This is a genomic window from Caballeronia sp. SEWSISQ10-4 2 (assembly GCF_030464885.1).
Lineage (GTDB): Bacteria > Pseudomonadota > Gammaproteobacteria > Burkholderiales > Burkholderiaceae > Caballeronia.
The window spans coordinates 21,337-47,514 of sequence record NZ_JALPRJ010000064.1 but is presented as its reverse complement, the minus strand read 5'-3'; the positions used below and the strand labels follow the sequence as shown (position 1 = coordinate 47,514).

The window sequence follows — 26,178 nt, the reverse complement described above, 5'->3', positions numbered from 1 at the left end:
GTCCACTTTTCAGATCCTAACGTCCGATAGGTGGGGGCGTTCATTCCATTTGTCGGTAAACCGGACGTTCTGGTTGACGCTATCCACCTCAACGTCATGGGGCTACAGCACGATAACTCTATCTCAGAAAGGTCTGTCAAGCCTCTCCACCAGGCCGTTTTGAGCTGGACCAAACAACACTACGTGCGGCTGGCGGAACAAAGTCCGCGAGTCGCTAGTGACTGCCTGCCTGAAGGGCTAACGTATGAGCCAGACGGTCCGCGGTTGGTGATGACCGGCATTCCTGTTTTGGACCGTGTGCCCTCCCGTACAGTGCTGGATCTAAAGCCATATGAAAAGCATCCTGAGGCTGACTAATAAAGGCCTCGGCGAACACGCGTCGTCACCGTCGGGCGACCGACGGACAGCGGCGGGACGGCACAAGGGTTTTGCGAAGATGCTTACTTTCTGGACGGGCAACTTCAATCTATCTTCAGAGCCCAACTTGGCACGCCGCTTCGTTGAAGCTCGATGCGATTGGCTAGGAAAAGTTGCTGAGCACGCGGACTTCCGGAAGCATCGACTGAATAATCAACGTGCCAGTGGCGAAGGAAATATCCAACCAAGCACGCATTCAGCGTGACGAGCTTCGCGCCGTCTAGCATATCGAAGTCGACGCAGGTCGCCTCCGGATGATCGGCTTTGGGATGAGGCACGAGTTTCAAGGTGACTTCGGTGCTCCACTCCTTGTCGTCTGCCAAGCCAATGTCCGAAGCGCCGCCGACCTCCGCGCTCTCGAATCGGGTCAACGCATAGTCGAGAAATTCCTTGCGGTCGTGATCGAAGCAGCGGATGTGCCAACGAAGGCCGTCGTTCACCACTGCTAAAGGCGACAACTTCCGCTTTCGGGAGCCGCTCGATAGCGATGTGTACTCCGCGATGACGTATTGATGTTGTTCAATGGACCGGGTAAGCGTTGAAACCAGATCGAGAGCGAGCTCTCGTCTGATGCTCGAGCTTACCCATCCGGGGAGGCGCTTAGTCCTTGACGGGTCATAGTCGACCGCACCGATTCCCGCAAGTGCATGTAGTGCCTGCTCGACGTTGTGTTTGAAATACGGTTTCCCTCCATCAAATACGTAGCACTTGCGTCGCAGATCGTATCGGAGCATCGACGGGGCAAGTTCGCTGTACAGCGACAAGTCCTTGGTCGCCGCAGGCTCGCTGATCCCAAATCTGCCTGTTAAATCCTTCCGGCTGACTTGCCCCGCAAAAAGGGCCAGAAATTCGATGTAGTAAAGGCGTTCGCGCTGTATGTCTCGCGGAAGGTTCATTTTGGGCTCCATTTGATCGCCCTATTGTAGATGAAGATCAAAAATATGCTATAAGAAAAAATATGTGGTAATAAAAAGTATTTTAATTTTTACGATTCAGCTGTAGAATTGCTTCATTGGTCGCAGAGGCGGTCGATCAGCGAGGGCGCCCGGCGTCAGTGCTGTGGGAGATCTTTTTTTGGGGAACAATCTCAATGAACGAACGTCACGAAAAGCGCGACAAGCACGAGCGCGAAAAGCACCATAACCACGAGCAACATCGTGGTCATGAGCATCACGAACGTGAACACGGCCATCACGAGCATGAGCACGGCCAACAGCCGCCGCCGCCCGGGTCGTCGGGTGGCCGTCCCAATCCTGGCTCCGGCGCGCCGAAGCCCCCCGGTCATCGTCCGGTAGGCTAATCATGACGGCTTGGTGGGACCGTTACCCGGGTGAATGGCAAAGGGAGATAGTTGCGCTGGACGCGCTTGGCTACGCCTGGTCGTATGATCAGGCGGCTATGGCCGCAGGCCAATTGGTGGTGCGTGTGGAAATTTTACAGGGGGAAAGCACGCTTGGCATCAATGCGGTCTACCCTGATACTTTTCCTTATTTCGTGCCGATGGTCACTTCGGACAATCTTTTGTTCGATCGCCATCAGCACCCGGTCGGTAAAAATCTTTGTTTACTAGCACGAGAGGGCGAAGACTGGCGTCCCGGACATGACACTTTGGCGACGCTGCTGAGCGAGCAGCTTCCCTTAATCCTAAGTGTCAATCATGAGCACGCCGTGTCGGAGACCGTTGCGTGCGCGGAGGATCATGTCGGCGAACCCCTCAGTTCGTTCCTGCCGTACAGTCCGGAGTGCGCGCTTATCGTGCCGGACGAAACGCCGGCGCAGGAAGTTCGGGCTGGCCGCCTGAGCGTATTGGCCCGTCCAGTCCCACCTCAATTTTCTGGCCGAGCATTCCTGAATGGCGTGATCGAAACGATCACGGACTTGCAGAGCAAACCACTTCTCCGCTTCGGAACAAAGGTGCCTGTCTTTAGCCGTCGCGTCACTGGCTTTTGGCTACGGCTGGATCAGCGGCCTAAATTGAGCGATCCGGATAATGCACCGAATGAGTTTTTTCGCCTAATTCAGTCCGCAGTTCCGATGTTCGCGCGAACGATACAGGCGGCTAGGCGCGGCGAAGTTTTCGCTGCTGGGTTCGTATATCCGGATGAGGTGTCGTGGCGTAGCAATGCTGACGATTGGGTATTTCTTTCGATACGAGTGGAACGCGAAGCAAAGCGCGCTCGCGATGCGATGTTCAATCTGGAGCTGGTCAGAGCAGACTGGGGCGGCCAAAAAGCATGGCTCAGCCGGGCCCCCTTTTTGATGCCGTTAAGGAAAAAGTCAGCACTGGTCGTAGGTGTTGGTAGTTTGGGCTCGCCAGTTAGTATGCACTTGGCTCGTGCTGGCGTTGGTCGTCTGTGTCTGGTGGACAGCGATAATCTTCAGATAGGTAATACTGTCAGATGGGCGCTGGGATGGCAGTACGCCGGACTGCAGAAGATAACTGCGTTGGTATCACATATTGCTCACGAGTATCCGTACACCGAAGTGAAAGGCTTCAACTGCAGGATTGGCGGCGCCCGCACCCCGGGCTCAGTTGGTTCCTCGGAATACGACGCCTTAAGGTCATTGTGCGTCGAGGCCGACGTCATCATCGATGCCACCGCGAGTCATCGCGTCAGTCACTTTCTGGCCGACCTTGCTCAGGAGCTACATAAACCGTACGTGTGGCTGACGACCACTCATGGCGCAGCTGGAGGAATTGTCGGGCGCATACGGCCACACAAGACGGCGGGCTGCTGGCATTGCTTCCTCCGTGGCCTTGATGACGGGACGATCAGACTTCCGGCAGACGCTGGCACGGAAGAAATTCAGCCCGGAGGATGTGCTCAACCCACTTTCATCGGTGCGGGAATAGATAGCGATACCGTAGCGCTGCTCGCGGGACGGCTTGCAGTCGCGACGCTGACATCCGAGGCTGAAAACAGCTATCCAGATTTTGCGTGGGACGTTGCTGTTACCGATCTGCGTCGCGACGGTTTCTCGCTGGCTCCGCAATGGGACACTTATACGTTGGCGGGCAGATCGGATTGCCCGGCGTGCACGGTGGTATGAATAAATTGTGGATAGGCGAGGGGGCATTCAATTACCTCGTTGATGAAGCCGAGCGCACATATCCCCTTGAAACCGGTGGTGTGTTGGTAGGGTACTTTGCTAACAACGGTGAGCCCGTCGTTCAGTATGTTGTGGGCCCAGGACCAGAAGCGATTCACGAGCGGAACCGATTCGGGCCCGACCACGAATGGCAGTGTCGCGCGCTGGACGAGATATTTGAAATGACATCTGCACGTTCGGTCTACCTCGGGGACTGGCACACTCATCCGGACGGTACCCCTGTGATGAGCTGGCTGGATCGCAGGACATTGCGTGGTATCGCAAGGTATTCTGACGCCGCGCTTGCACGGCCTCTGATGTTGATCGGCGGAGGAAGCAATAGGAAATGGGCTTGGAAGGTACATCAGTACACTGGTGAGCTTCTGGGCGGTTTCCTTATTCAACACACGACTGGTACAGTCCGCGTTTTCTAGTATGGACGACGCGCAAAGGCGCGATCACACCCTCTAAATTGATTCTGCACGGCGCATGAAACAGCTGTGGCGTCTCGATTCGCCTTCCGATCGGATCAGCCAAGTCGCGCAAGGTATCGCCACGTAGTCGAAGAAGGCATTGACCGAGATCGGTAGATTACATATTCCCTTGAGCCCGGTGTGTCGACTCGCGCGTGTATGCAAATGACTTCAACGATTTTCGCCTTATAACGACTATCTTTCGCGTCCACAAAGGCATCGTGGATGCAATCAAACCGAAGACTAACGGGGTAGCTGGCTGTGGCCAGTTTAACGAATGAAAAGCGAATATCGAGAATTGCTTGAGAAAACCTCGTCGCATGGGCGACGAGAATATGCAGGCTTGGCCAGTCGTTTCATTCAAATATCTGGATTTGCCGCCAGCGTATATATCTATCTGGTATGTACGGCGATGTACGGTGCATCGCTCGTCGCGGCGATTGGCGCCTCGGCAACCCATCGAGGTGTACCACTTGGTTCAATGGATTGGGCCATGGTCGCCGTCTTTGCAGCGATGTTCGTTACCATCTCAGCGGCTTGGCCGAAAATTCCCGAGGTAGTCAGTCATTTTTGGACTCAGTTCGAAGATGTCGTCGGGCGAATGGTCGTGTCTGCACATTCCTTATGTCACACCTGTCTTCCAGCGAAGTTTTGGTTTCTCCGCAAGGTGTTCGGGTGGGCAATGGTTTTCGTTGTGACGGCGGCCACACTAGCCTGTTTTCGGTGGACGGCCGGCCAAGTACCCCGACTACCAGCCAATTTGGATGTATCGAGCGCGCTAACCCAATTCGCAACTCCGCAAATGTTCAAATTTGTAGCGGGACTGGTGACCGGCACCATAGTTACGGCGTTAACGATCAGGTTCGGTTTTTCGTCAAAATGGCGCATGGTGTTTGCGAAGCCTGAGTGCGACGAAGCTGTCGCGCCTTCAATAGTTGCGACAAATACGTCCCAAACTGTACGCATACTGCACGCGTCTGATCTACATATAACCGACAGCAGCGATGTGCCCCTGACTGAAGGTTCGGGATGCATTTCCGACGGTCTTGTCTCGAGCCTGATGGCGGCGTTGGAGCAGGACGCGAAGGACTGTGCCGCCGTTTTGTTGACGGGCGACATAACAGACAGCGGGACATGCAGGAGCTGGACCCGATTCCTTGACTCCGCCCCAGCTAACCTAAAGAATAAGATGATTCTTGTTCCTGGCAATCACGACCTGAATATGCAGCAGGGTCGTTGGCCTACCCGAGCTGAGCGACTCGACAGTTTTGGACGACGAATGCGCCAGATCCGTGCAATGTGTGCAATGGCAGAGGTAATGGGCGAAAGAACGTATCTGGTCGACCGTCAGACAAAGCGGCTTATGAAGTTGAGCGAATACGTTGACCGCCAACGCAATGCAGTTGAAGCGCACGTCTCCGATAATCAACTTGCGCGGCGGCCAATGACGACGATCTGGGATGAAATGTTTCCAATGGTCGCCGTCATCGAAGGCAACCGGGTTGGTGTCGTAATCCTGGATACGGTCAAACCGGCGTCAATTAACATTACCAACGCAATCGGCGCGGTTCCTGCCGAGACAATTAATGCATGCAATGAGTTGATGGCACAAATGGCGCCCCTATGCGACAGCTTCGTATTCGCCATACACCATCACATAGCAATGCCGTACGCGAAAAAGTGGGCGTCTCGTGTGCAGAATGCATTCCTAGTGTTCCAAAATGCGGTCCAGCTTGTAGAGATGCTTTCGAAGCGACGAGAGCCGACAGTCGTATTCCACGGGCACAGGCACATAGCATACTTAGGCAGAGTGCAGAACACAGATATCAGTATCGTTGCTAGCCCGTCCGCGACTATTGGCGCGCGCTTGCAGCCCGGAGCGGGCAGTTGGAGATTGGTAGAGCTTCAATCTTCTAAGGGAGCATGTAGACTTGCCGCGGAGCCCCAAATCAGATCGATGACAGTCCCTAGGTAGTAGATGGGGCGGTGGGCTGCCACGGCGCGGGTCACTCGCACCAGTCTCCTTCGCAACTGCTATCAAGTCCGCGCATTAGCGGTTAACATTCGGTGGTCAGGCGATCCTTGTCGATGTCAAACTCGATCTAATTTATTTCGAATGATATGGAAACGGTAATGCCTAGTTTGAACGAGCTACTGGCACGGCGCGAAACGCTCCAACAGGAGTTGGAGCAAGCCCGTCAGCAGGAAGCAGAGCGCACGCTGCGCGAGATCGTCGCGAAAATGAGGGAATACAAAATTACCCTGCAGGAGCTAATGGGTACCAAAGCTCAGGCCCCTATGGTCCCCCCAGCAGCCAACGCGAAATACCGCGACCCGGCCACTGGGGCCATCTGGAGCGGACGGGGACGGGTGCCCCAGTGGATCGTAGACAAGAGCCGCGCCGATTTTCTCATACAACCATCTTTGTTTCGCAGTCAGTGAGGCGTCTCGTCACTTTTTGCCCCCTACACAGTTGTCGACGTAATCAGCCCACTCCTGCATGACTCGACGGCGGTCGTCATCGAAGGTCGTACGGTCATAGGCCTTTTGCACGTCGCCTCGCTTCGCGTGGGCCAACTGCGCTTCAAGCACGTCGATATCTATGCCCAGCCGCTCGCGGCCGACGGTGCGCAGCATTCCCCGAAAGCCGTGGGTCGCGTGTTTGCCCTGAAACCCCATATCGCGCAGCGCCTTGCTAAGAGCGTCGCGGTGCAGATGCGGAGTTTTCTGTCTGGCTGGAGACGGAAAAACATAGGCACTGTCGCCCGTTATTGTTTTGAGTTCGTTCAGAACAAGCAGTGCTTGTCGGGGAAGTGGAACGATGTGGTCATGCTGCATCTTCATGCGTTCACCGGGAATATGCCATTCGGCTGCGTCGAGATCAATTTCGCTGCGAGGGGCCGATGCGATGACGCCGGGTCGCAACCCGGTCAGCATCGCGAGCTTCAGCGCAGCGCGAGTGATAGGGGACGAGTAAGCGTTGATAGCCTTCACGAGCGGGCCGATGTCGGCGGGTTTTGTGATCGCGGGGATATGACCTTTTTTGTGTCGCGGAAGGACGCCACGCAGCGCCAGCGGTAGTCCGTCTTCGCGCAGGTCATTGTGGATGGCGTAACTGACGATACCGCCAACGTACTGACGTGCCTTCGATGCAAGGTTGGGCGCTTTCGCCGCGATCGTCTCGAGAATGGGTTTGACCTGCGCGGTGGACAACGTCGAGATCGACTTGTTGCGTAGCGCCGGTGTCAGATACTCGCGCAGGACAAATTCGGCCTTGCGGTAGGTTTCATCTGCCCACTCTTTGCGCTTGAATTCAAGCCATGCCTTGGCGACGAGATGGAAGGCCCCGTCGGCAGCGCGCTTTCGCGCGGAAACATCGGCACGTCGTTGTTCGACCGGATCGGTGCCCTCGCGTACGAGATCGCGAGCAGCGGCGGCGCGACGCCGTGCTTCGATCAAACTAACGTCGGGGTAGGGGCCGAGGCTCAGGAAGTTTTCTTTTCCAGTGCCAGGACGGCGATATCGGAGTAGCCAGGTCTTTGCGCCGCTCGGACGTATGCGAAGGGAAAGACCTTGGCCATCCGATAGGAGGTAGGGCTTCGGCCCTGTTTTGGCATTGCGAAACACCAATTCCGACTTCGGTTCGACGTATCTGGGCATGACGTTGCCCCCGAGACTGGTATACGCACCAGTATACGTAAAAAAGCCGGATGTTACTGGATCTCATCGGAACTCAAAAGACAAAAAACCCCGTAGGCACAAGGCTTTACGGGGTTTCTCGGACATCTTCGGATTGCTCCGGACTACGTGTTGGTGCCCAAGAGAGGACTCGAACCTCCACACCTTGCGGCGCATGGACCTGAACCATGTGCGTCTACCAATTCCGCCACCTGGGCCAAGGGATGCAACTAAGGGTGCTATTTTAGCGAACGATTCAAAGCTGTCAATGGTCACGTAAGAAATGGATAAAAAAGGGTAGAAAAAGTCCGAGAGGGAGTAAGGGGTAAGGAGTGCCCATGGCGAACGAGTGGGCAGCTAACTCTCCCAGGCGAAATTGCCAGACGTGCGGATTTGATCCCCACCATCGCTCATGTGTGCCGCGCCAGTACGCGCCGATCCTCAATTCCAGAGACAGTTTGAGGAGGCAATCGCCGTTCCAGGGTGTAGTGCCATGCGATCTTGCAGTGCGCCAAAAGAACACATCGAATCGGGATTTCGCTACCGGGGGCGATAAGCCGAACTCAACCCTGGACCATCTTGTTATGCAGTTCACAAAGGCGCACGATAATCGAATCGACGATGACACCGCGGACGAGTTGTTGATTAGTCGATCATGCTTCCCTCGTTCCGGGTCACGCGTCGTTGGACAAGCCACGGGCAGCGTTAAATCGCCAGGTCGCCGGTTCAACCGACACGTTGGAGTTCCCGTGGCCGTGCGTACGTGAAGAGGAGGCGCTCATGACCAAACGGAAACTTATCCTTGGGTTCATATGCTGCTGTTGCTTACTCGAAACGGGCAATGCTGCGCTGAACGACCGGAGTAAAAAACTACTGGAAACGCAAGCGCTGAACGCGCCGTCTTCGGGCGGCGTGGCGAAGAATAATAGTTCTCCAGCAGACGTCAATGCGCGTCCTAGCTACGGACCCACTCACGGGGTGTTCGAGTCGCCGGCAACCAGCCGTAGCGGCGCCGGCGTCGCTTTGCCCCGCAAGCCGTAGTAAGCCGGCAAGCAAAATCACAGCCGTCCCGCCGAGCGAGCAGAACATAAGCCCGATGGGACGGATTGCAGTGGTTTCGTGAGTTTTCAACGATCATCCGCGTTGCCTCCGGATGTCGGAGGGAGCGTTTGTCGACGATTCTCGCGAAGTGAGGCACGGGAAGGGCGCTCATTGAGGGGCGGATCTTTGAGCCGGAAGGAGCGGGCGCACGCAGCAGACCGGAAGCACGTTGCCGGATACAATGCGGCGGCGCCCGATTTGTCCAACCACGACCCGATCCGATCCATGCGTAATCCTGCTCGAGCCTTCCTTCTAGGTCCGCTACTGAAAGGCGTTTCACGGTCCTTCTACCTCACCCTGCGCATACTGCCTGCCGGGATGCGCGATCCTATTGGCCTCGGGTACCTCCTGGCACGCGCGGCGGACACGATCGCGGATACTTCGCTGATCCCGCCGGAGCAGCGGCTGGATCTGCTCTTGTCGCTTCGCAGTCAGGTCAACGGCGCTTCGGACGATGGAGCGCTGGCTCGTATTGCGGTGGAAGTGGCGGGCCAGCAGACGCAGTCCGACGAAAAGCATTTGCTTGAGTCGCTCGGGCCCGCGCTGACGGTGTTGTCCCAATTGAGCGAGTCTGATCAGGAGGCTGTACGCGAGATTGTCGCTACGCTCACGCAGGGCATGGAATTCGACCTGCGTACTTTTCCCAACGAATATTCCGGGCAGATTATCGCGCTTCAGGAATTGGGCGAACTTGATCAATACACGTACATGGTCGCGGGATGCGTTGGGGAATTCTGGACCAAGATGACGTACGCGCACATGCCGGGAACACTTAAGGACAGTCCCGAGACGATGTTGAAGCGTGGCATTCGTTTCGGAAAAGCGCTGCAGATGACGAATGTTTTGCGGGACTGTGGCAAAGATTTGCGCATAGGGCGCTGCTACCTTCCCGCCACGATGCTTGATCGATCCGGCTTGAGTCCGCAGGACCTGTTATTACCGGATGCTTCCCGTCGCGCCCGGCCGCTCATGTTCGAACTTGTCCAGGGAACCCTTGATCACTTCCGTGAAGCCCTCGAATACACGCTCGCTATTCCCGCGTTCTCCGTTCGACTGCGGCTGGCCTGTTTATGGCCGATTCTCATCGGGCTGGAGACGCTACTGCTTCTTGTGAACAATGACGATTGGCTGGACCCGGATAAAATCTCAAAGATACCGCGCAGCAACGTGTACCGGGTCATGGCGTATTCGGTGCCGCTGGTGCCATCGAACAGGCTACTCCGTAGCTGGGTTGAGCGGCTGATTGGAAGAGTCGAAGCCGGGATGAAAGAGTGATCGTCGGACTCACAACGGGCTCACAATATCCCGCCGGAATTTACTGAGGGGGATTCGGTAAATCGTATTGCACGATGATCACGACCCGACGATTGGCTGCGCGGGCAAGTGGGTCATCGCCCATGACAGCCGGAATATTGTCCGCGCGGCCGATCGCTGTAAGTCTGTGTGGCTCGATACCTCTATCGACCAGGAACCGTACGAGCGAGCCGGCCCGTGCAGACGAAAGCTCCCAGTTCGACTCGTATTTTGTCGTCGAGATCGGCACGGAATCCGTGTGTCCTTCAACCAGGATCTGTTGTGCCGAATGTTCCTTTAGCGCAGTTGCCACCTGGTTCAGCACAGCATCTGAATCCTGCATCAGATGTGCCTCACCCGAGCGGAAGAGTATCTTCGCGTTGATTTCGATCTCGACACCGCGCGCGCTCTCGCGCATAAGAATTTCCTGCTTGTCGCGCAGAACTTTTAATGAAGAAATCAGCTCTCTCTTGGACGCCTGGAGTTCGTCAAGAGCCGCAGTCCGGGGTACATGAGTATTTGCATGGCCCAGGTTTTTCTCTACCGGTGCCAAAGCGAGATTTTTCGTTTCAAGCTCTCGATGTTTGGCTAGCTGCATCGCGTATAGCGCGATGAAGAGCACCATCAAGGTGGTCACGAGATCCGAGTACGAAATCAGCCAACGCTCGGAGAGTACCTCGGCGTCATCGTCGAACTTGAGATTGGGTTTGGTAGATGCCGAGGACATGATCTCTAGACGAAAATTGGCGCGTTAAAGTACCTGCTCATCACATTCCGTCTCTAAGTAATATCCGCCACGAGACGGGCTTCGATCAACTGGGGAGACTCTTTGCGGGAGATGGCGAGCAAGCCGTCAAAGTACAATTTTTTAAATCGTAATTCGCTATCTATTCTTGCCTTGATTTTCCCGTAGATAGGCAGCAACAGCATATTGGCGAGAGCCAGTCCGTAAAGCGTCGTGATGAAAGCAACCGCGACACCCTGGCCAAGCAGAGCAGGCTCCAGGAGATGGCCTGTTACCTGAACCAAACCCAGCACAGCGCCCAGGATGCCGAACGTCGGGGCATAGCCTCCGGCCTGCAGCCATATCCGGGCGGCCGCCATCTGGTTGCGCTCGTACGCGTCCAGCTCCCTTTGCAACGCATCCTCGATCACGGCAGTCGGCACGCCGTTGGCGATCAATTCGAGTCCCCTCTTGGCAAAGGGACTAATGCCTTCGGGATCGATGGTTTCGAATGCGAGCATCCCTTCCACTTTTGCTTTATGGCCCCATTCGAGCAAGATGGTCAGGTTTTCCCGATCTACCGGCTTGGCCTTGGTGAACACCATGCTCAGTTGCCTGACCCCTGCCGAGAACTTTACCCACGTGTTCTGAACCATCACGGCGCCGATCGTGCCGCCCAGGACAATGACGATGGCTTCTATCTGGAAGAGGGTCAGGAACCGGCCGCCTTCCAGAGTAAAACCGAGAACAATCGCGACGATGCCGAGAAGCGCTCCGCACAGCGTTAGGATATCCATACGATTCCTCGTTTATCTTTTGACGGCTGCGACTATTTTTGTTGACCCCTGATCTGCGGGACAAGACCTGGGGCCGGGCAGTCAGGTTCCAACAGAAAGCTGTGCTGACGAGTCGGTTGCCGGCCCGGCTTTTATCGACTTGACCAGCTGAATGAATCGTTGTTCGATGTCCTGTATCTCGAGCGGATTTATCACGAGGTCACGCCGCATGATCCACGACGTTTCACTCTGCCGGGCCTTTGTCATGACCGAAAGCAGCCGCTCGGATACAGAGCGGTCGGTCGCCGAGGAGAGCAGCTTCGCGAGATCGTAGGTATCGAATGCGCTGACAGCATCAAATAGCGTCCGGTCGTCAACGAGATCCAGGTCAGTAAGCGATTCGAGCTCGCTGGCGGCGCGCACCTTTTTCTTGGAGAAATAAGCCACGCCATTGTTTTCAATGTACGTCAGCACTTTGGCTCGCCGGAAAGCAAAAATATCTTCGGCGATTTCCGCGCGCGAGAGCTTATCGAGTATTAGCTGCCTCTCGACTCCTATCAGGGCCTCAAGGTCAGCCAGTTCTATCAATTCCAGCTCGCTGGCGATCGAGATATCAAGATCATGACCGCCGACTCGTTGAGCACGTTCGATAATCCGCACAGGATCGAAGGTGACAACCTGACGGCCCGAGGTGTCGTCAGCGGCAAGAGCCGGGACATTGCCGAGAAACTCCGGGCGACCGAACTCGAGCGCGACGAGGTTGAGTTTCTCCATACGTTTGAGCATGGCCATGACATGCACGCGAGGATGGCCGGCTACCGCCTGGCACCGCTTGCACACCTCAGCAAGAGGAATTGCAACTTCATCCGATTGAGACCGGCGGCTCTGCACTTCTCGGCTTTCAGTTCCCGACATCAAGCTAAGTAAGTGCGCATAGGAGACTATGCCGGGCAGAAAATCAGCGTTTGTGTAGGTCGCCAGGAGTTCGTCCTTCCTCTTGTTCCGGCGAATCAGAGTGCGCATCATGTGGCGAAGGAGGGGCGAGACGCGCTCCAGTTCTTCTTCCACGACCTTTGCGTCGATTACGCTTAGTCGGCAAAAGCTAAGCGCCTTCGCCGTCGACCCGCGTGGCTCGGACGGCAGCAACGCCGATTCTCCGAAGCACTCTCCCTTTCCAAGGGTCGCGAGGACGACACGTCTTTCGTCGCATTTGGTCGAAATCTCGACTTTGCCCTCTGCAATCACATAGATCGCGGAGGTTCCAACATACCCTTCCGAGTAGATGACCTCACCCGGGGCAAATGCCCGCAGTCTTGATGAGTTTTCCTGGTTCAATGTAGCCCCCGAAGAGTTTTCGCTTGGCGCCGTTTTTTGTTTGTCGGACACGCAAGCGTTTCGCCAATTTCTATGGTCTGTAGATCAGATAACGACCTTTCTTCGGAACTCTTTAGTCATGTTCGCTCTACTCAGGGTTTGTTGGTCCCCGCAAAACCCGGGGGCTGCAGGGAAATCGTTTTCGCGCGGAAAACGCGGGGCAGGGATGGGCATACAACGCTTCTGCCAAGACGTGACGCTGCGATCATCTGCGGCGAGTACGCAAACGTTAAAATGGGTCAACTGCGGCGATAACCGGCAGGCAGAAGCCGGGCAAAGACGCGTGTGTTGCGCTAGCCGCGGATGGCGATACTCACGACTGGAACGGTGTCTTCATTTCAGGTATGAGTAGCGATTACAACGGCCAGGCTGTCTACGGCTTCTTGCTGCTTGCGTTTCATTTAATAATGTAGTCGCACCATTACTATGGTGGTCGCGTGAGCGGACCAGAATTCGAGGCATAAAGATCCAATGAATCCATCGGAACGTATTGACCAGTTGATCGCAGAAATCACAGACTGGCGTGGCAAAACGTTTGCCAGCATCCGCAAGAGCATCCTTGCGGCCGACGGGGAGATAACCGAGGAATGGAAGTGGATGGGAAGCCCGGTGTGGTCTCGAGACGGAATGATCGCGGTCGCCAACGCACACAAAGGGAAGGTGAAGCTTACTTTTGCCCACGGGGCAAGCCTCGCAGATCCTGACAAGCTGTTCAACGCGGGCCTCGAAGGTAACGCAAGACGAGCGATCGATTATTTCGAGGGCGACAAGATTAATGAGCGTGCTCTGAAAAATCTCGTCCGTGCCGCTATTGAATACAATCAGTTCAAATTGAAGAAGAACGCGCCTGCGGGTACTCGAGCGAAAGTACATGAAGGTAAAAAATCATGACGCTATAGCTTTTTCTCGCAGGTTGTCCGACCGGCTAGTCGGAATCGATTTGGGGGACGCTGAACGCACCACGCAGCGACTTCAGCTCAGCGCGATGTATCTGCGCGAGCCGCGACAAAAGCGCCTCGCCGGCGGGTTCAAGGTGGATATGAACCTCTCGCCGGTCAATCTCGCCGGGCTGTCTTCGCACGAGATTCAACGCCTCGCATCTCGTGATGAGTGCAACCACGCCGTGATGCTGCGCCTGCAGTCGCTCTGCGAGTTCGCCGACAGTCGCCCACTCGCGATCCGGGTAGCCCTTGATATGCAATAGCAGCAGGTATTGCAAGGGTGTAATGCCCTCGCTCTGCGCGGCCTTTTCCGAAAAGCGCTCGAAACGCCGCATCTGATAGCGAAACTCAGACAGTTGCTCGAAAGCAGCTTTGGTTAGTCCGCGAACGGGGTTTTTCATCGATGTCCTGGAAATCAAAGGTGAGACGGTAGTTTCACCGCGCCTGATTGGCACCGGCATGGCCCCGCCGGTACAGCGACAGGATCGGGTCCGCTTGCTTGACCATGCCACTGTCGCCGAGCGTAACGTGCATCAGGCCGGCGATAAACGCGATCCCCACTAGTGCGCCGAGGCACGACCGTAATCGTTCGAGCCATCCGATTGAGCGGGTTTGAGTTATCGCGTCACCGCTCAGCGTCGGCACATTTCCGAAAGTATATGTGATCGCGACATATATATTCGTTGGTGGGGTCCTCAGGTATTTGCCCGTTTTGAGGCGACTGCCAAGGTGACGGTGGCGAACGCATTCAATATGGATAACTAATGAGGCTGACGCACAAGCGTTGCTCGAGAAGGTGACGGTGCGGCCGAATGCAGAATTCAGGGCACGGTATCCGCGTGCGTTGAACGCAAGAGTGACGATCAAATTCGAGGACGGCCGCGTGTTCTCGAAGGTGCACGTCGGCTTCGAGGGCGGCCTGGATAATCCGTTCACGTGGGAGAATCATCGTGCCTTTCATCGAATGCCATATCAGCACCGGTCTGACACACCAGCGTCGTGAGCAACTCATCAGGGGCATCATTCAGGTCACGCACGATTCGATCGGGTCGGACCCAAAGATCATCAACGTGATCCTGCACGAACATCCTGCGGAAAATATCAGCGTTTCCAGCCGCATCAACGGAGAGGATTTCAAGGGGATCAAGACAGGCTGATATCGCTGCATTGCGCAACCAAGGGATCGAATTCATGTGCCGTGAAGCGCCCGGCGCTGTCTACGAACCCGAACACATGGGCATGCCGTTCGACCGCAACGCGGACGGCACGATCTATCAGCGTCCGTTCTGTGGTCACACGGCGAACTACGGTGAAAAGCCGGTGCAGCGCGCTTGCGCCGCAGCCGACCGTACCGGACACGCATTGCTGCACACGCTGTATCAGCAGATACGTCGCAGCCAAGACGCACTTCTTCGTTGAATGGATGGCGCTGGACCTGATAACAGAAAACGGATGCGCCATGCGACGACGTGGTTCATCTGGAGATATCGATCGCAAAGGCATAGGCGTATCCGCGCCGCCTATTTCAGGCCTTGCTGCTTGCGATACACATCGACCGGCAGTCCACCCCAGCCCCAGTTCTCCGTGTCCACCTCTTCGATGACAACAAAGGTCGCTTCGAGAGGCTTGTTCAGTACGTCGAGCAGCAGCTGACTCACGCCCTTGATGAGCTTGGCCTTTTCTTCCGCTGTGACAGAGTCGCTGCCGAGCCGGGTACCTTCCCGGGTAACCTGAATCGTGACGATAGGCATATCACTTTCCTTCATCGTGGTTGACGAACAGAGCGCCGGCCAGCGGCGCCCGGAAGTGCTTAGTGACCGGCACTCTGGCCTCCATCGACGTGCAGGATTTCACCCGTCACGAACGGAGCCGAATCCAGATAGAGGATGGCGTCCGCAATATCGCTCATCTCGCCCATATGACCGACCGGGTGCAGCGCCCCGAGCGCTTCGTGGGTTTCAGGCGCGTGCATCGGCGACTTGATGATGCCCAGCGAGACCGCGTTCGCGCGAATGCCGCTCTTAGCGTACTCGATTGCGAGGGATTTCGTAGCCGCGTTTAGTCCGCCCTTCGTCAGCGATGCCAGTACCGAGGGCACGCCGTTGATCGCGTGATCGACCAGGCTAGTCGTAATGTTGACCACGTGGCCGCTCGAATTCTTCTCCATTTCAGCGATCGCGAGCTGCGTGATGTAGAAGAAACCCGCGAGGTTCACGCCCGTAATCGCTGCATAGTCTTCAGCGGTGTACTTCGTAAAGGGCTTCGCGATGAAGATGCCGGCGTTGTTGACCAGCGTGTCGATACGGCCAAAGCGTGCCACGCCTTCGGAAATCACGCGGCGAGCGGTGGCTGGGTCGGCGATATCGCCCACCACCGTCAGAATGTCGGGGTCGTCCGACGGTTTGATGGTTCGTGCCGTTGCGACAATGCGGTAGCCGCGTTCGCGGAAAGCTTTGACCACCTCGGCGCCAATGCCTTGCGACGCACCTGTAACGACAACGACCTTTTGTGATGTGCTCATGGTAGACCTCAATAAGTTGATTCGGCTCTTTTACCGACTAAACCGGCGGTGCCGATAGGTGCTTAATCTAGGCGCATTTACGTCAAGTTCGATTACCCGTCATGGACAAACAGTCTTGCGTGGCGGGAACAAATCAGGTGCGCGGCTGACGGGTTCGCCGGTCGGCTTTTTCAGATCGACGTTGGAGACTCAAGCCGTCCGGGGCTATGGGTTTTCAGCGCAACTTCAGCGCAACAAGAGATCACAGGGGATGTTTTCCCATCAGGAAATAGCTGGGGGTCTGCCGTCGAGCGATAATCGCGCTGCGAAGAACGGGAATCCCATGTCATTGAGGGACTATGCAGCGTCAATTTGAAGACCTCCTTCTGGGCAGTATCGAACTGTTCTGCCTGGCAGCCGAGCTGGAAAGTTTCACGGCCGCTGCTACGGCGGCAAGCGTCATGCCTGCCGCGGTCAGCCGTGCGGTGGCGCGGCTTGAAAAACGCCTTGGTGTACGGCTGTTTGTTCGGACTACGCGGCAGATCCGGTTGACGGACCAGGGAAGGCGGTACTTCGAGCAATGTCGGCTGGCACTGAGCCAGCTTGCTGACGCGGAGCGGGAAGCGACAGGGCAACAGACAACCCCGGCTGGCGTCCTGCGAATCAGCATGCCAACGCCATACGGTCACTACCGCGTCCTTCCCCTATTGGCAGATTTTCGTGAGCGTTACCCAGAGGTCACAGTCGAAACGCACCTCAGTAATCGCAACATTGATTTTGCGGACGAAGGCTTTGACCTGGCGATCCGGGGTCGTGCTCCACAGGATTCCGGTCTGATAGCGCGAAAGATCGAGGACGCGGAGATGGTAGTCGTGGCATCACCAGCGTATTTGCAGAGAGCTGACAAACTGGAAACGCCGGAGGATTTGATTAACCACGACTGCATCCAGTTTGAGTTGCCGAGTACTGGCCGCAACTTACCCTGGCAGTTCATTCGCGATGGCGAGTCCGTGGAAATCGTGACGCGTGGAGGTTATGGATCTTCAGGCGATGCGCTTGCCGGCGTGACTTTGGCGCGCCACGGGGCGGGGGTATTCCAGACCTATCGGTTCATTGTTGAGAAAGACATTGCGGACGGAACACTGAAGGAGATGCTCACCCCGTACGGCGGTAGTTCGCGACCGTTCATCCTGCTCTATCCGCACGGCCGGCATCTGTCGTCGCGCGTGCGCAGTTTTGTGGAATTTCTGATGCAAAGACTGGGAGCATAGACGGCTCAGGGCCGCCAGCAAGCTGCCCACGGAGACTTTTGACGGTTGAATGCAACCTCACTTGACTTGTGACATGGCCCGGCTCTGCAGCGCCGGCCTGCGCTGGGGCGGGTTCTGAATCCGCCGCTCAGCCAGCGACGATAGTTCAAAGGACGATTGCCTTTGCCGATTTCTCCGGCAACAAGCAATACATCACGTTGGGCAATCTGGCAGACAATCCGAAGGCGCATCTGTTTCTCATCGACTATGCGGAATGTGCAAGATTCGGCTTTCAGCCCAAAGGCCTCGTGAAGGGTTAGCCCGCAGTTTCCTTCAACACGTCGGTGGCAGCTGCGCAAGCGCCGCGCAGTTGCTCGCGCATCAGGTCTTGCACGCTTTGATCTCCCGCGGCAATTGCGTCCTTGATCTTGACCGCCTGGTCAAACGACACGCGCATCCGTCCCCCGCGAGACATTGCTATACGCCGCAAGCGCCGCACCGGCCCGATCAGGCTCGCATGCGTAGCCTGCAGCGTACGATTGTCGGCAATTGTCATCACGATCGAATAAAAACGGTCGAGCGCATCCACATAAGCAGCGGGGTCTTCAGCGACTACACCCGCCCGCATTTCCTCGATCACATCTTCCAGTTGCGCTCGCCCCAGCGCCGTGATGTTCTGCGCGGACAGTTGCACGGCAAGGCACTCGAGCGCCGTGCGCACGGTGTAGATCTCCGTCACGTCGCGCAGCGTCACCGACCGTACAAATGCGCCTACCCGCGCCACAACCGTCACAAGCCCCTCGCGTTCGAGTTGCGCGAACGCTTCTCGCATTGGCGTGCGGCTGACGTTCAACTGCTTCGCCACCTGCACCTCCGAGAGCCGACTTCCTGGTGCCAGCACGCCTTCCACGATCGCTTCCCGGAGAGCCGGCACCACCACGCCGTCGCTGAGCGAGTCGCTGGAAGCATCGACCGTGCGCATTCGCGCGTGATATTTGCGGCCGATGGCATCGAGCGCCTGGTCCGGCACCTCGACGGTTTCTTCCACCAGCATGCCTTTCGTTGCAGAGGCCATTGACATTCCGTTATTCAGTGAATACGCTGTATACAATAACTACAAAATAATTATATAGCAGGAGGCGACTTGCATAACGCATCTTTGCCGCACCCGGCCACGATCCACCGGTCCGGCGCGGTTCTGACCTTCACACTCAATCATGCCGGCACCGGCAATGCAGTCATCGGATCGCGGTCGGCGCGTTGGCATCGTGAACGACCATGCCGGCAGCGCGCGTCTTGCGCATTCCGTATTCGGCAACGTCTCCCGCACACATGGCGAACGCGCCGCCAACGACGCAGAACCCATCCATCGTGAAGTCCCGTGCCTGATCAAGTTAGAGCGCTGGCGCGGTGAACGGCGCAGCGTTTATCGGTGTGGGGCAGATGTGTCCGTGCGGGGCGGTTCTCCGCGCCATTGCTTATATCAACAAGTGGCCGATACCCCGTGCCGGCCGCCCGGAGAACGAGCGATCCGGGCGGCCGCATTGTTGCGTCGCCGCTTTAGCGAGAGCTGCCTATGTCAAGCGGTGGCCTTAATCCCAGGTTGGAAGTACGCGATCGGCCGGTGCGCAGCTGGCTCCGCCAGCACGTGCATGCTCAGCGATGGTTGAAGAGATATGCCGGAGTCGTGCTGCTCATTGCTGCGGGTATCTACTGGTCTTATGAATACGCCGAGCAACTCGGCATCGAGACTATTCGCCGCGCTGCGGTCCATCGCATCGATATCTACGACACTGCACTAAAGAGCGAATTGGCACGTTATGCCTACTTGCCGTCGCTCGTGAACCTCAATCCCGAAGTGGTGCGATTGTTGCTTGAGCCCAACGATGCCGCGCTCACCGGGCGGGTCGATCAATATTTAGCCTCGGTCAATCGGGGGGCGCACTCGGATACTCTGTACATCATGGATGTACTGGGCAATACGCTGGCGTCGAGTAACTGGGACCAGTCTTACAGTTTCGTCGGAATTAACTACGGCTACAGACCTTATTTTCAGAAGGCACTCTCGACGGGCAGTGGCACGTTCTACGGCTTAGGGGCCGCAAGCAAGGAGGCTGGGTACTTCTATGCCGAGCGAATCTACGCCAGCGGAAAGGTCGTTGGCATCGCGACCGTCAAGATCAACCTCGGCAAGATCGAGCAAATTTGGCAACGTGCGGGCGATACGGCAACGATCAGCGATATTCACGGTGTCATTTTTCTATCGACTCAGGACCGCTGGAGATTCAAGTCACTCAGCGTCTTATCTGCGCAAGCACGCGCGGCGATCATTGCCAACCATCAATATGATGCGCCGGGCGCACTGGAACCAGTCGGCTTGATTATGCAAGAGCCGGCAGGGGACACGGCCAATATAGCCAGGTTCGCGCCTAAGGCCAATCTGGACCCGCACGCCCCGGCTTTTCTAAGATCCCGCTTTTTGCTGTTGAGCCGCCCGGTACCTGACACAAGCTGGACGATAAGCACGCTGTCCGACATCACGCCGGCCGAAGTATCAGCAGTGAATGTCGCCCTTGGGGTCGGGCTGGGGATGACGTTGGTGACGGTTTTCATTTTGTATCTGTTGCAGCGGCGACGGATCATCGCGCAGGAACTTGCGGCCAAGGAAAACCTGCACCACATGAATGAGGAACTTGAACGCAAGGTGGCGCGCCGAACCGATGCGCTGAATCGAATCAACAAGACGTTGAAGGTTGAGATTTCGGAACGCCGGCGTGCAGAAGCCGTACTCAAATCGACATTGCAAGAGTTGGTCCAGGCCGGAAAAATGGCAGCGCTCGGACAGATGTCCGCAAGCATCACGCATGAACTGAATCAGCCTTTGGCAGCGCTACGGACGTTGTCGTCGAACGCGTTGATGTTCATGCAGCGGCTTGAATTCGACGAGGCGCGGCAAAACCTGCGGGTCATTTGCGACATGACCGAGCGCATGGGAAAAATCACCAGCCAGCTCAAACGCTTTGCGCGCAAATCGCCCACTTACCTCGAACGGGTCCTGATCGGCTCCGCCATCTCCAACGCCATCTTTCTGCTTGATGCCCGAATTCGCAGCGGCAATGTCGAGTTAGTGCGCGAAGAGCCAGAAGATAGTGTGTACGCGATCGCGGAACCCAACCGGCTTGAGCAGGTATTTATCAATCTGATTAGTAATGCACTGGATGCGATGGCCGAAATCGACATCGACCGCCCGGCTCGAGCGCGCGTGCTGACAATTATCGTCAGTGATGAAGCGCATCACGTTTCGATTGGCGTGCGCGATACCGGTACTGGCATATCGGACGAGGTCCGAAGTCACTTGTTCGAACCGTTTTTTACGACTAAAGACAAGGGCGAAGGATTGGGATTGGGTTTGACGATTTCGATCGGCATCATCCACGAGTTCGGCGGCACCCTGGACGCCCAAAACAGGCCAGACGGCACTGAATTCACCGTCAGGCTAAAACGGACCACACTGCGAGGAGACGATGTCTAAAAATCTAAAGGTGCTATTTGTGGAAGATGACGCGGCGGTGCGCCTCGGCGGCATGCAAGCACTTCGTTTGAGCGGGCTGGAGGTCCAGTCGTTCGAGCGGGCCGAACATGCCCTGCGTTATATCGAGTTTGGCTTCCCCGGAATTCTGGTCAGCGATCTCCGGTTGCCCGGCATGAGCGGCCTCGCATTATTAGAGCATACGGTCGGAACCGACGCATCGCTGCCGGTTATCCTCGTGACCGGTCACGGTGATATCCCAATGGCGGTCGACGCGATGCGCCGGGGTGCTTATGATTTTGTCGAGAAACCATACTCGTCGGAACAACTGGTCGACGTAGCGCAGCGCGCGCTCGAAAAGCGTCGCCTGACGCTTGAACTCGCATCCGTTCGTCAGGCACTTGCGCATCGGGACAATATAGAAGGAAGAATTCTCGGACGTTCTCCAGCGATCGAACGCCTGCGCCGAATGATCCTGGAACTTGCCGATGCCGACGCGAATGCACTGATTCTCGGCGAAACAGGAACGGGCAAGGAATTGGTCGCCCGTTCACTGCATGACTACGGGCATCGAAAGGCGAAGAATTTCGCAGCGATCAACTGCGCGGGTATTCCCGAGCTATTGTTCGAGAGCGAAGTGTTCGGCCATGAGGCTGGTTCCTTCACCGGCGCGATCAAGCGGCGTATCGGAAAAATTGAATACGCTCGGGGAGGCACGTTGTTTCTCGACGAGATTGAAACAATGCAGATGTCGCTGCAAGTAAAACTGTTGCGCTTGCTGCAGGAGAAAAAGTTCGAGCGTGTCGGCTCCAACGATCTGCTTGAGATGGACTGCCGGATCGTCGCGGGATCCAAGGCGGATCTGTTGGCGCTGTCTTCAACAAACCACTTTCGCGATGACTTGTACTACCGGCTAGGCGTCATGGTGCTGGAGATTCCTCCGCTGCGGGAACGCCGGGAGGATATTCCCCTCCTGTTCGAGCACTTTGTCGTACGGGCTGCGGCTGAATACAACAGGCCGATACCGGACATCTCGCCAGCGCAAATGCACGACCTGATGTCGCGACCTTGGGGGGGGAACGTAAGGGAACTACGTAACGTGGCTGAGCGCTTCACGTTAGGTATGCCGACGCGCGTCGACGCAGCCAGCAGCGACGACAATATCGAGAAACCATCGCTTGAGACCAAACTTAATCTGTTCGAGCGCCAGCTGATCGAAGAGGCGTTGCGCGGATGTTCGGGCCGCGCGGCTATCGCGTGCGAGCGCTTGGGTGTACCCAAAAAAACTCTGTACGACAAGATGCGTCGCCTGGGCATCAGTACCGAGGAGTTCAAATGAACTGGTCTGGATCAGGGCCTGGAAGAGCTCGACCCTATTTCCAGCCATCAAATGGACGCTTTTCTGGTTTTCCGCAATAAGGCCGAACGAACAAACGGCAAATGCACCTTAAATCAATAGCTTAGTAGTCGCACAGACTGGCACGCCGCTTGCGTAATTGTTGATGACAATTACGATGACAACGGAGGCCCGTGCACGACTGCGTGACTGCGCGTGAGAGCGTATCAACGTAGCCGAATCCCTTATTTCCGCCGCTTAAACCGCTTCGCCGGCTGATCTGTTCCACCAGGAACCGCAGCATCTTGCGCTGGCACTTCTTCACCAATTAAATCGGTCTACTAACTGACTGGATTGATGGATTCTTATACCTATAATATTTTGGAGATTTTATGAGACGTCTCGCAATTTCGTGTTTTACCCTGACCATGCTGTCCACAGCTTCTATCGCCCAGGCCCAAAGCAGTGTCACGCTTTACGGCGAGATTGATAACGCATTGGCGTACTACAACAATGTGGGGCACGCCTCCTTGGTTACGATGCAGGGCGCTGACCTGACCACTAACCAGTGGGGCATCAAGGGCAAGGAGGACCTGGGTGGCGGTTTTCAGGCGATTTTCAACCTGGAAAACGGCTTTGACATCAACACCGGCAAGTTGAGACAGGGTGGCCGCGAGTTTGGAAAGAACGCATGGGTAGGCCTGTCGAGCACCACCCTGGGCACGATCACAATCGGTCGCCAGCTGGATCCAACGGTTGATCTGGTTCAACCCTTTACGGCCGACGGTTATGGTCCCGCGTTTACGACCCCGGGCGACGCCGACAACAACGACAATACCTTTCGCGTTGACAATTCGATCAAGTACACGAGCCCGACTTATGGCGGCCTGCAGTATGAATTGATGTACGGCCTGGGCGGCGTGGCGGGCAGCGTATCGTCGCAGGAAACTTCCTCGGCTGCTGCGTCGTACACCTACGGTGGCTTGGGACTGGCCGTTGGTTACATCTTCGCCAAGAATGACGGTGCAGGTGGCGTGGGCACGGCCGACCAGACTCAGAACAACTCCGTCACGCCGCTCTTTGGCGGTGTCGCGTTTGTAGGCTCAAGGATGATCACCCACGTTGCGGCTCAGTATGTTATCGGTCCGTTTACCGCTAACGTGCGCTACAGCAATGCGGAGTGGAAGCCCTATGGAAGCTTCGCGGCATTCAACCGTACTGAAAATTTCAATACCGGAGCGACCTCCCTCGAGTACCAGGTGACGCCAGCGCTTGTGGTGAACCTCGGCTATACCTTTACGAAGTCAAGCGGCGCTTCTTCGGCTACGTACAACACCGTTGCGGCGGGCACGGAATACTCCTTGTCCAAGCGTACGACCGTCTACGCAATCGGCGGTTACTCGCATGCACACGGCACCACGTTCAGCGAAGACGGCAATAGCGTCGTCGCTGCTGGCGGTTCGGTGGGTGACCTCGAATCCAGCTCAAGCACGCCAAATCAGGTCGCTCTTATCTTGGGCATTACCCACAAGTTCTGACGACGCATGCAAAAGCCGCAGGTGTTTTGACAGCCACTGCCGCAGTGTCTCAGACGGCACGCTCGTATTAGAAATTATCCCGTTGGTAAATGGAACCTGAGATTCACGAATACCTTGCAGGCAACTCGCGAAGGAAGTGAGTTCTTTCTATACCTCCGCAAGGCACCACTCGTGCAAAAACATCGGCTGTTAAGCCTGAAACAAACATTGGCAGCAATACAAAAGGAATCGAGATGATGTCATACAAACTAAAGTCGCTCGCGCTGCTCGGCAGCCTGTTTTCTTGTGTCCTGACCGGCCATGTAGGCGCCGCTGAACTCAAGATGATCTCCAAAGTGCAAGTTCCAGGCGCGCCCCTGGATTCGTTCGACATCAGCTATGTCGATCAGAAGACTAATCGGTATTACCTGGCCGACCGAAGCAACAAGGCCGTTGATATTGTTGACGGAACGACAGAGAAGGTAGTTGGCCAGGTGCCCGGTTTTGTCGGCTTCGACAAGGACAACGACACGGCGGGGCCTAATGGCGTCCTGGTCATTGGCGATGAGGCCTGGGCCGGCGATGGGGATAGCTCGGTCAAGGTCATCGACCTCAAGTCCCAGACGATTGTCGAAACGATCAAGACGGGCGGGAAAAATCGCGCTGACGAAATGGCGTACGATCCCAAGCACCATGTCTTTCTCGTCACCAACGATGCGGATGATCCTCCCTTCGTGACGCTGATCTCGACCAAGCCGGGACATAAGATCCTCAAAAAGATCGTCTTCAATGACGCGACCGATGGAATCGAGCAGCCGATCTATTACGCACCGAAAGGCATCTTCCTGATGACGGTTCCGGAAATCAAGGGCGACAAGTCAACGGGCGGAATCGCCATGATCGATCCGCTCAAGGGCGAAGTCACGAATGTCATGAAGGTTTCCGGCTGCACACCTGCCGGGCTGGCACGCGGGCCGGGAAAGAATCTGGTGATCGGTTGCAACGCCGGCGGCAAGAAGTCGACGCTCAAACCGGTTACGCTGATCGTCAACGGAGATAGCGGGGCGGTCGTCGCCTCGGTTCCCGATATGGGCGCAGCTGACGAAGTGGCTTATAGCGCTAAAAACGGGCAGTACTACATTAGCGGCCGGCAGATGCCGAATGGTCCGGTTCTGGGCGTGATCGATGCCAAGAGCAACACGCTCTTACAGAGCATCCCGACGGGAGGTAATGCCCATTCGGTTGCCGCGAGCGATGTGAATGGACATGTGTTTGTACCGCTTCCTAAAACAGGTGGTCCGTGCGGTGGTTGCATCGGCGTCTACAGTACTCAATGAGGCTCATCGTGAGGACAGTTCTCATGAAAATAAAAGCGGGATTTTTAATCGGCGTGCTGCTCGCAGTTATTCAGCCGGTTCATGCAGCGGATCTGGTAGTTTTTTCGGCGGCCGCGCTGAAAGGTGCTCTTGAGAAACTGCCCGAGCAATACTTTGCGGCGAGTGGCGACCATGTCCGCTTGATCTATGGTACCGCAGGCCAGGTGCACGATCGGGTGGTGTCGGGGGAGGCTTTCGATCTCGTCATTGTTCCTCCCATGCCGCTGGCTAATTTGGTCGAGCGTCATCTGGTGCAGGAGGGGTCGGAAAGAGACCTCGCTCGCGTGCGACTTGGCATGGCGGTCAAGACCGGCACCGCTGCGCCCTGGATCGGGGATGACCAGGCGTTCGCGCATGTCTTGCTCGACGCTCCGTCGATCGGCATGGCCAATCCGGCAACCGGGGCGACGTCGGGCATATATCTCGCCAAACTGATTGACCGCCTCGGGATTGGTGACCGGGTAGATGCCAAGATCAAGTACTACGCCGAAGGACAAACCGCTATGGAGGCCATGGCGCGGGGCGAAGTATCCCTCGGACTGGGGCAGATCAGCGAGATCAAGCCCGTTCACGGCGTCACGCTCGTCGGGCCCATTCCAGAAGACCTGCAGCTCAAGACGACCTACGCAGTGGGTATCGGCACCAACAGTGAGTCACCGGAGGTGGCAAAAAAGCTGCTCTCCTATCTCACCGGTCCGGCAGTGCAGGCGTCGTTGAAAGCGAACGGATTCGACCTTGTTTCACCGGCGAACTAGCTGGAGCCGGACCTCGTTAGCCATACGCTGCCAGCTTTACCAGGCACT

Annotated in this window: 26 protein-coding genes, 1 tRNA gene and 2 pseudogenes; 16 read left to right on the top strand and 13 right to left on the bottom strand. The window is 56.4% G+C overall.

The features are described from left to right. Nucleotides 1-461: 461 nt before the first annotated feature. Nucleotides 462-1,325, bottom strand: a complete 864-nt coding sequence (locus M0D69_RS32465; RefSeq protein ID WP_301785936.1) for a WYL domain-containing protein — start codon at nucleotides 1,323-1,325, stop codon at nucleotides 462-464. Nucleotides 1,326-1,504: 179 nt separating this feature from the next. Next, nucleotides 1,505-1,630, bottom strand: a complete 126-nt coding sequence (locus M0D69_RS32460; RefSeq protein WP_301785935.1) for a hypothetical protein — start codon at nucleotides 1,628-1,630, stop codon at nucleotides 1,505-1,507. Nucleotides 1,631-1,719: 89 nt separating this feature from the next. On the opposite strand from M0D69_RS32460, the gene M0D69_RS32455 reads away from it, so the two are divergent. From M0D69_RS32455 to M0D69_RS32445, 4 genes are all read left to right on the top strand, one after another. Further along, the gene (locus M0D69_RS32455; RefSeq protein WP_301785934.1) at nucleotides 1,720-3,468 is read left to right on the top strand and encodes a ThiF family adenylyltransferase; all 1,749 of its coding nucleotides are present in this window, start codon (nucleotides 1,720-1,722) and stop codon (nucleotides 3,466-3,468) included. Continuing rightward, the gene (locus M0D69_RS43900) at nucleotides 3,411-3,941 is read left to right on the top strand and encodes a Mov34/MPN/PAD-1 family protein (RefSeq protein ID WP_367619787.1); all 531 of its coding nucleotides are present in this window, start codon (nucleotides 3,411-3,413) and stop codon (nucleotides 3,939-3,941) included. The genes M0D69_RS32455 and M0D69_RS43900 overlap by 58 nt, the downstream gene beginning before the upstream one ends. Before the next feature lie 316 nt (nucleotides 3,942-4,257). Further along, nucleotides 4,258-5,955 (top strand): metallophosphoesterase, encoded by a 1,698-nt coding sequence (locus M0D69_RS32450; protein ID WP_301785933.1) that lies wholly within the window; start codon nucleotides 4,258-4,260, stop codon nucleotides 5,953-5,955. 158 nt (nucleotides 5,956-6,113) lie between these two features. Then, nucleotides 6,114-6,422: an H-NS histone family protein gene (locus M0D69_RS32445; RefSeq protein WP_301785932.1), complete on the top strand. Its 309-nt coding sequence runs from the start codon at nucleotides 6,114-6,116 to the stop codon at nucleotides 6,420-6,422. A 9-nt stretch (nucleotides 6,423-6,431) separates the two neighbouring features. On the opposite strand, the gene M0D69_RS32440 is transcribed toward M0D69_RS32445, so the two are convergent. Together M0D69_RS32440 and M0D69_RS32435 are read right to left on the bottom strand one after the other, a co-directional pair. Beyond that, nucleotides 6,432-7,640, bottom strand: a complete 1,209-nt coding sequence (locus M0D69_RS32440; RefSeq protein ID WP_301785931.1) for an integrase arm-type DNA-binding domain-containing protein — start codon at nucleotides 7,638-7,640, stop codon at nucleotides 6,432-6,434. 151 nt (nucleotides 7,641-7,791) lie between these two features. Next, a tRNA-Leu gene (locus M0D69_RS32435) sits at nucleotides 7,792-7,876 on the bottom strand. Between the two features lie 1,108 nt (nucleotides 7,877-8,984). Here M0D69_RS32435 and M0D69_RS32430 point away from each other — a divergent pair. After that, nucleotides 8,985-10,034 (top strand): phytoene/squalene synthase family protein, encoded by a 1,050-nt coding sequence (locus M0D69_RS32430; RefSeq protein ID WP_301785930.1) that lies wholly within the window; start codon nucleotides 8,985-8,987, stop codon nucleotides 10,032-10,034. Between the two features lie 40 nt (nucleotides 10,035-10,074). Here M0D69_RS32430 and M0D69_RS32425 read toward each other — a convergent pair whose 3' ends face one another. From M0D69_RS32425 to M0D69_RS32415, 3 genes are all read right to left on the bottom strand, one after another. Beyond that, nucleotides 10,075-10,779: an OmpA family protein gene (locus tag M0D69_RS32425; RefSeq protein WP_301785929.1), complete on the bottom strand. Its 705-nt coding sequence runs from the start codon at nucleotides 10,777-10,779 to the stop codon at nucleotides 10,075-10,077. 53 nt (nucleotides 10,780-10,832) lie between these two features. Then, a complete protein-coding gene (locus tag M0D69_RS32420) occupies nucleotides 10,833-11,573 on the bottom strand; it encodes a motility protein A (protein ID WP_301785928.1) in 741 nt (246 codons plus the stop codon). 81 nt (nucleotides 11,574-11,654) lie between these two features. Continuing rightward, nucleotides 11,655-12,887, bottom strand: a complete 1,233-nt coding sequence (locus tag M0D69_RS32415) for a Crp/Fnr family transcriptional regulator (protein ID WP_301785937.1) — start codon at nucleotides 12,885-12,887, stop codon at nucleotides 11,655-11,657. Nucleotides 12,888-13,397: 510 nt separating this feature from the next. Between M0D69_RS32415 and M0D69_RS32410 the strand changes: the two genes are divergently transcribed. Then, nucleotides 13,398-13,817, top strand: a complete 420-nt coding sequence (locus M0D69_RS32410; protein ID WP_301785927.1) for a DUF1801 domain-containing protein — start codon at nucleotides 13,398-13,400, stop codon at nucleotides 13,815-13,817. Between the two features lie 34 nt (nucleotides 13,818-13,851). Here the strand turns inward: M0D69_RS32410 and M0D69_RS32405 are convergent, their stop codons facing one another. Both M0D69_RS32405 and M0D69_RS32400 read right to left on the bottom strand, forming a co-directional pair. Further along, nucleotides 13,852-14,268 (bottom strand): MarR family winged helix-turn-helix transcriptional regulator, encoded by a 417-nt coding sequence (locus M0D69_RS32405; RefSeq protein WP_301785926.1) that lies wholly within the window; start codon nucleotides 14,266-14,268, stop codon nucleotides 13,852-13,854. Nucleotides 14,269-14,302: 34 nt separating this feature from the next. Beyond that, nucleotides 14,303-14,512 (bottom strand): hypothetical protein, encoded by a 210-nt coding sequence (locus M0D69_RS32400; RefSeq protein ID WP_301785925.1) that lies wholly within the window; start codon nucleotides 14,510-14,512, stop codon nucleotides 14,303-14,305. A gap of 151 nt (nucleotides 14,513-14,663) precedes the next feature. On the opposite strand from M0D69_RS32400, the gene M0D69_RS32395 reads away from it, so the two are divergent. The 3 genes and pseudogenes from M0D69_RS32395 to M0D69_RS32385 all read left to right on the top strand — a co-directional run. Then, nucleotides 14,664-14,870 (top strand): hypothetical protein, encoded by a 207-nt coding sequence (locus M0D69_RS32395; protein ID WP_367619789.1) that lies wholly within the window; start codon nucleotides 14,664-14,666, stop codon nucleotides 14,868-14,870. Continuing rightward, nucleotides 14,818-15,024 carry a tautomerase family protein gene (locus tag M0D69_RS32390; RefSeq protein WP_301785923.1) on the top strand — a complete coding sequence of 69 codons (207 nt, stop codon included), beginning with the start codon at nucleotides 14,818-14,820 and terminating at the stop codon, nucleotides 15,022-15,024. The genes M0D69_RS32395 and M0D69_RS32390 overlap by 53 nt, the downstream gene beginning before the upstream one ends. Nucleotides 15,025-15,049: 25 nt before the next feature. Beyond that, nucleotides 15,050-15,308, top strand: a pseudogene (locus M0D69_RS32385) (FAD-binding protein); the annotation flags it as partial. A gap of 79 nt (nucleotides 15,309-15,387) precedes the next feature. Here the strand turns inward: M0D69_RS32385 and M0D69_RS32380 are convergent. Continuing rightward, nucleotides 15,388-15,618 (bottom strand): 4-oxalocrotonate tautomerase family protein, encoded by a 231-nt coding sequence (locus tag M0D69_RS32380; RefSeq protein ID WP_301785922.1) that lies wholly within the window; start codon nucleotides 15,616-15,618, stop codon nucleotides 15,388-15,390. Between the two features lie 59 nt (nucleotides 15,619-15,677). Beyond that, nucleotides 15,678-16,388, bottom strand: a complete 711-nt coding sequence (locus M0D69_RS32375; RefSeq protein ID WP_301785921.1) for an SDR family NAD(P)-dependent oxidoreductase — start codon at nucleotides 16,386-16,388, stop codon at nucleotides 15,678-15,680. A 338-nt stretch (nucleotides 16,389-16,726) separates the two neighbouring features. Here M0D69_RS32375 and M0D69_RS32370 point away from each other — a divergent pair, with 338 nt between their 5' ends. Together M0D69_RS32370 and M0D69_RS32365 are read left to right on the top strand one after the other, a co-directional pair. Next, on the top strand, nucleotides 16,727-17,638 hold the full coding sequence (locus tag M0D69_RS32370; RefSeq protein ID WP_301785920.1) for a LysR family transcriptional regulator: 912 nt from the start codon (nucleotides 16,727-16,729) through the stop codon (nucleotides 17,636-17,638). Between the two features lie 152 nt (nucleotides 17,639-17,790). After that, nucleotides 17,791-17,889: pseudogene (locus tag M0D69_RS32365) on the top strand (pyridoxamine 5'-phosphate oxidase); the annotation flags it as partial. A gap of 44 nt (nucleotides 17,890-17,933) precedes the next feature. Here M0D69_RS32365 and M0D69_RS32360 read toward each other — a convergent pair. Both M0D69_RS32360 and M0D69_RS32355 read right to left on the bottom strand, forming a co-directional pair. Next, entirely contained in the window at nucleotides 17,934-18,692 is a 759-nt protein-coding gene (locus M0D69_RS32360) for a GntR family transcriptional regulator (RefSeq protein ID WP_301785919.1), read from the bottom strand. A 163-nt stretch (nucleotides 18,693-18,855) separates the two neighbouring features. Further along, nucleotides 18,856-18,987 (bottom strand): hypothetical protein, encoded by a 132-nt coding sequence (locus tag M0D69_RS32355; protein ID WP_301785918.1) that lies wholly within the window; start codon nucleotides 18,985-18,987, stop codon nucleotides 18,856-18,858. Nucleotides 18,988-19,193: 206 nt separating this feature from the next. Between M0D69_RS32355 and M0D69_RS32350 the strand changes: the two genes are divergently transcribed. From M0D69_RS32350 to M0D69_RS32330, 5 genes are all read left to right on the top strand, one after another. Next, nucleotides 19,194-21,149, top strand: coding sequence for an ATP-binding protein (locus tag M0D69_RS32350; protein WP_301785917.1), 1,956 nt, complete (start codon nucleotides 19,194-19,196; stop codon nucleotides 21,147-21,149). Further along, a complete protein-coding gene (locus M0D69_RS32345) occupies nucleotides 21,142-22,485 on the top strand; it encodes a sigma-54 dependent transcriptional regulator (RefSeq protein WP_301785916.1) in 1,344 nt (447 codons plus the stop codon). The genes M0D69_RS32350 and M0D69_RS32345 overlap by 8 nt, the downstream gene beginning before the upstream one ends. Nucleotides 22,486-22,874: 389 nt before the next feature. Then, entirely contained in the window at nucleotides 22,875-24,020 is a 1,146-nt protein-coding gene (locus M0D69_RS32340; protein WP_301785915.1) for a porin, read from the top strand. A 233-nt stretch (nucleotides 24,021-24,253) separates the two neighbouring features. Next, on the top strand, nucleotides 24,254-25,336 hold the full coding sequence (locus M0D69_RS32335; protein WP_301785914.1) for a YncE family protein: 1,083 nt from the start codon (nucleotides 24,254-24,256) through the stop codon (nucleotides 25,334-25,336). Further along, nucleotides 25,333-26,130, top strand: a complete 798-nt coding sequence (locus M0D69_RS32330; protein WP_301785913.1) for a substrate-binding domain-containing protein — start codon at nucleotides 25,333-25,335, stop codon at nucleotides 26,128-26,130. The genes M0D69_RS32335 and M0D69_RS32330 overlap by 4 nt, the downstream gene beginning before the upstream one ends. Nucleotides 26,131-26,178 lie beyond the last annotated feature (48 nt).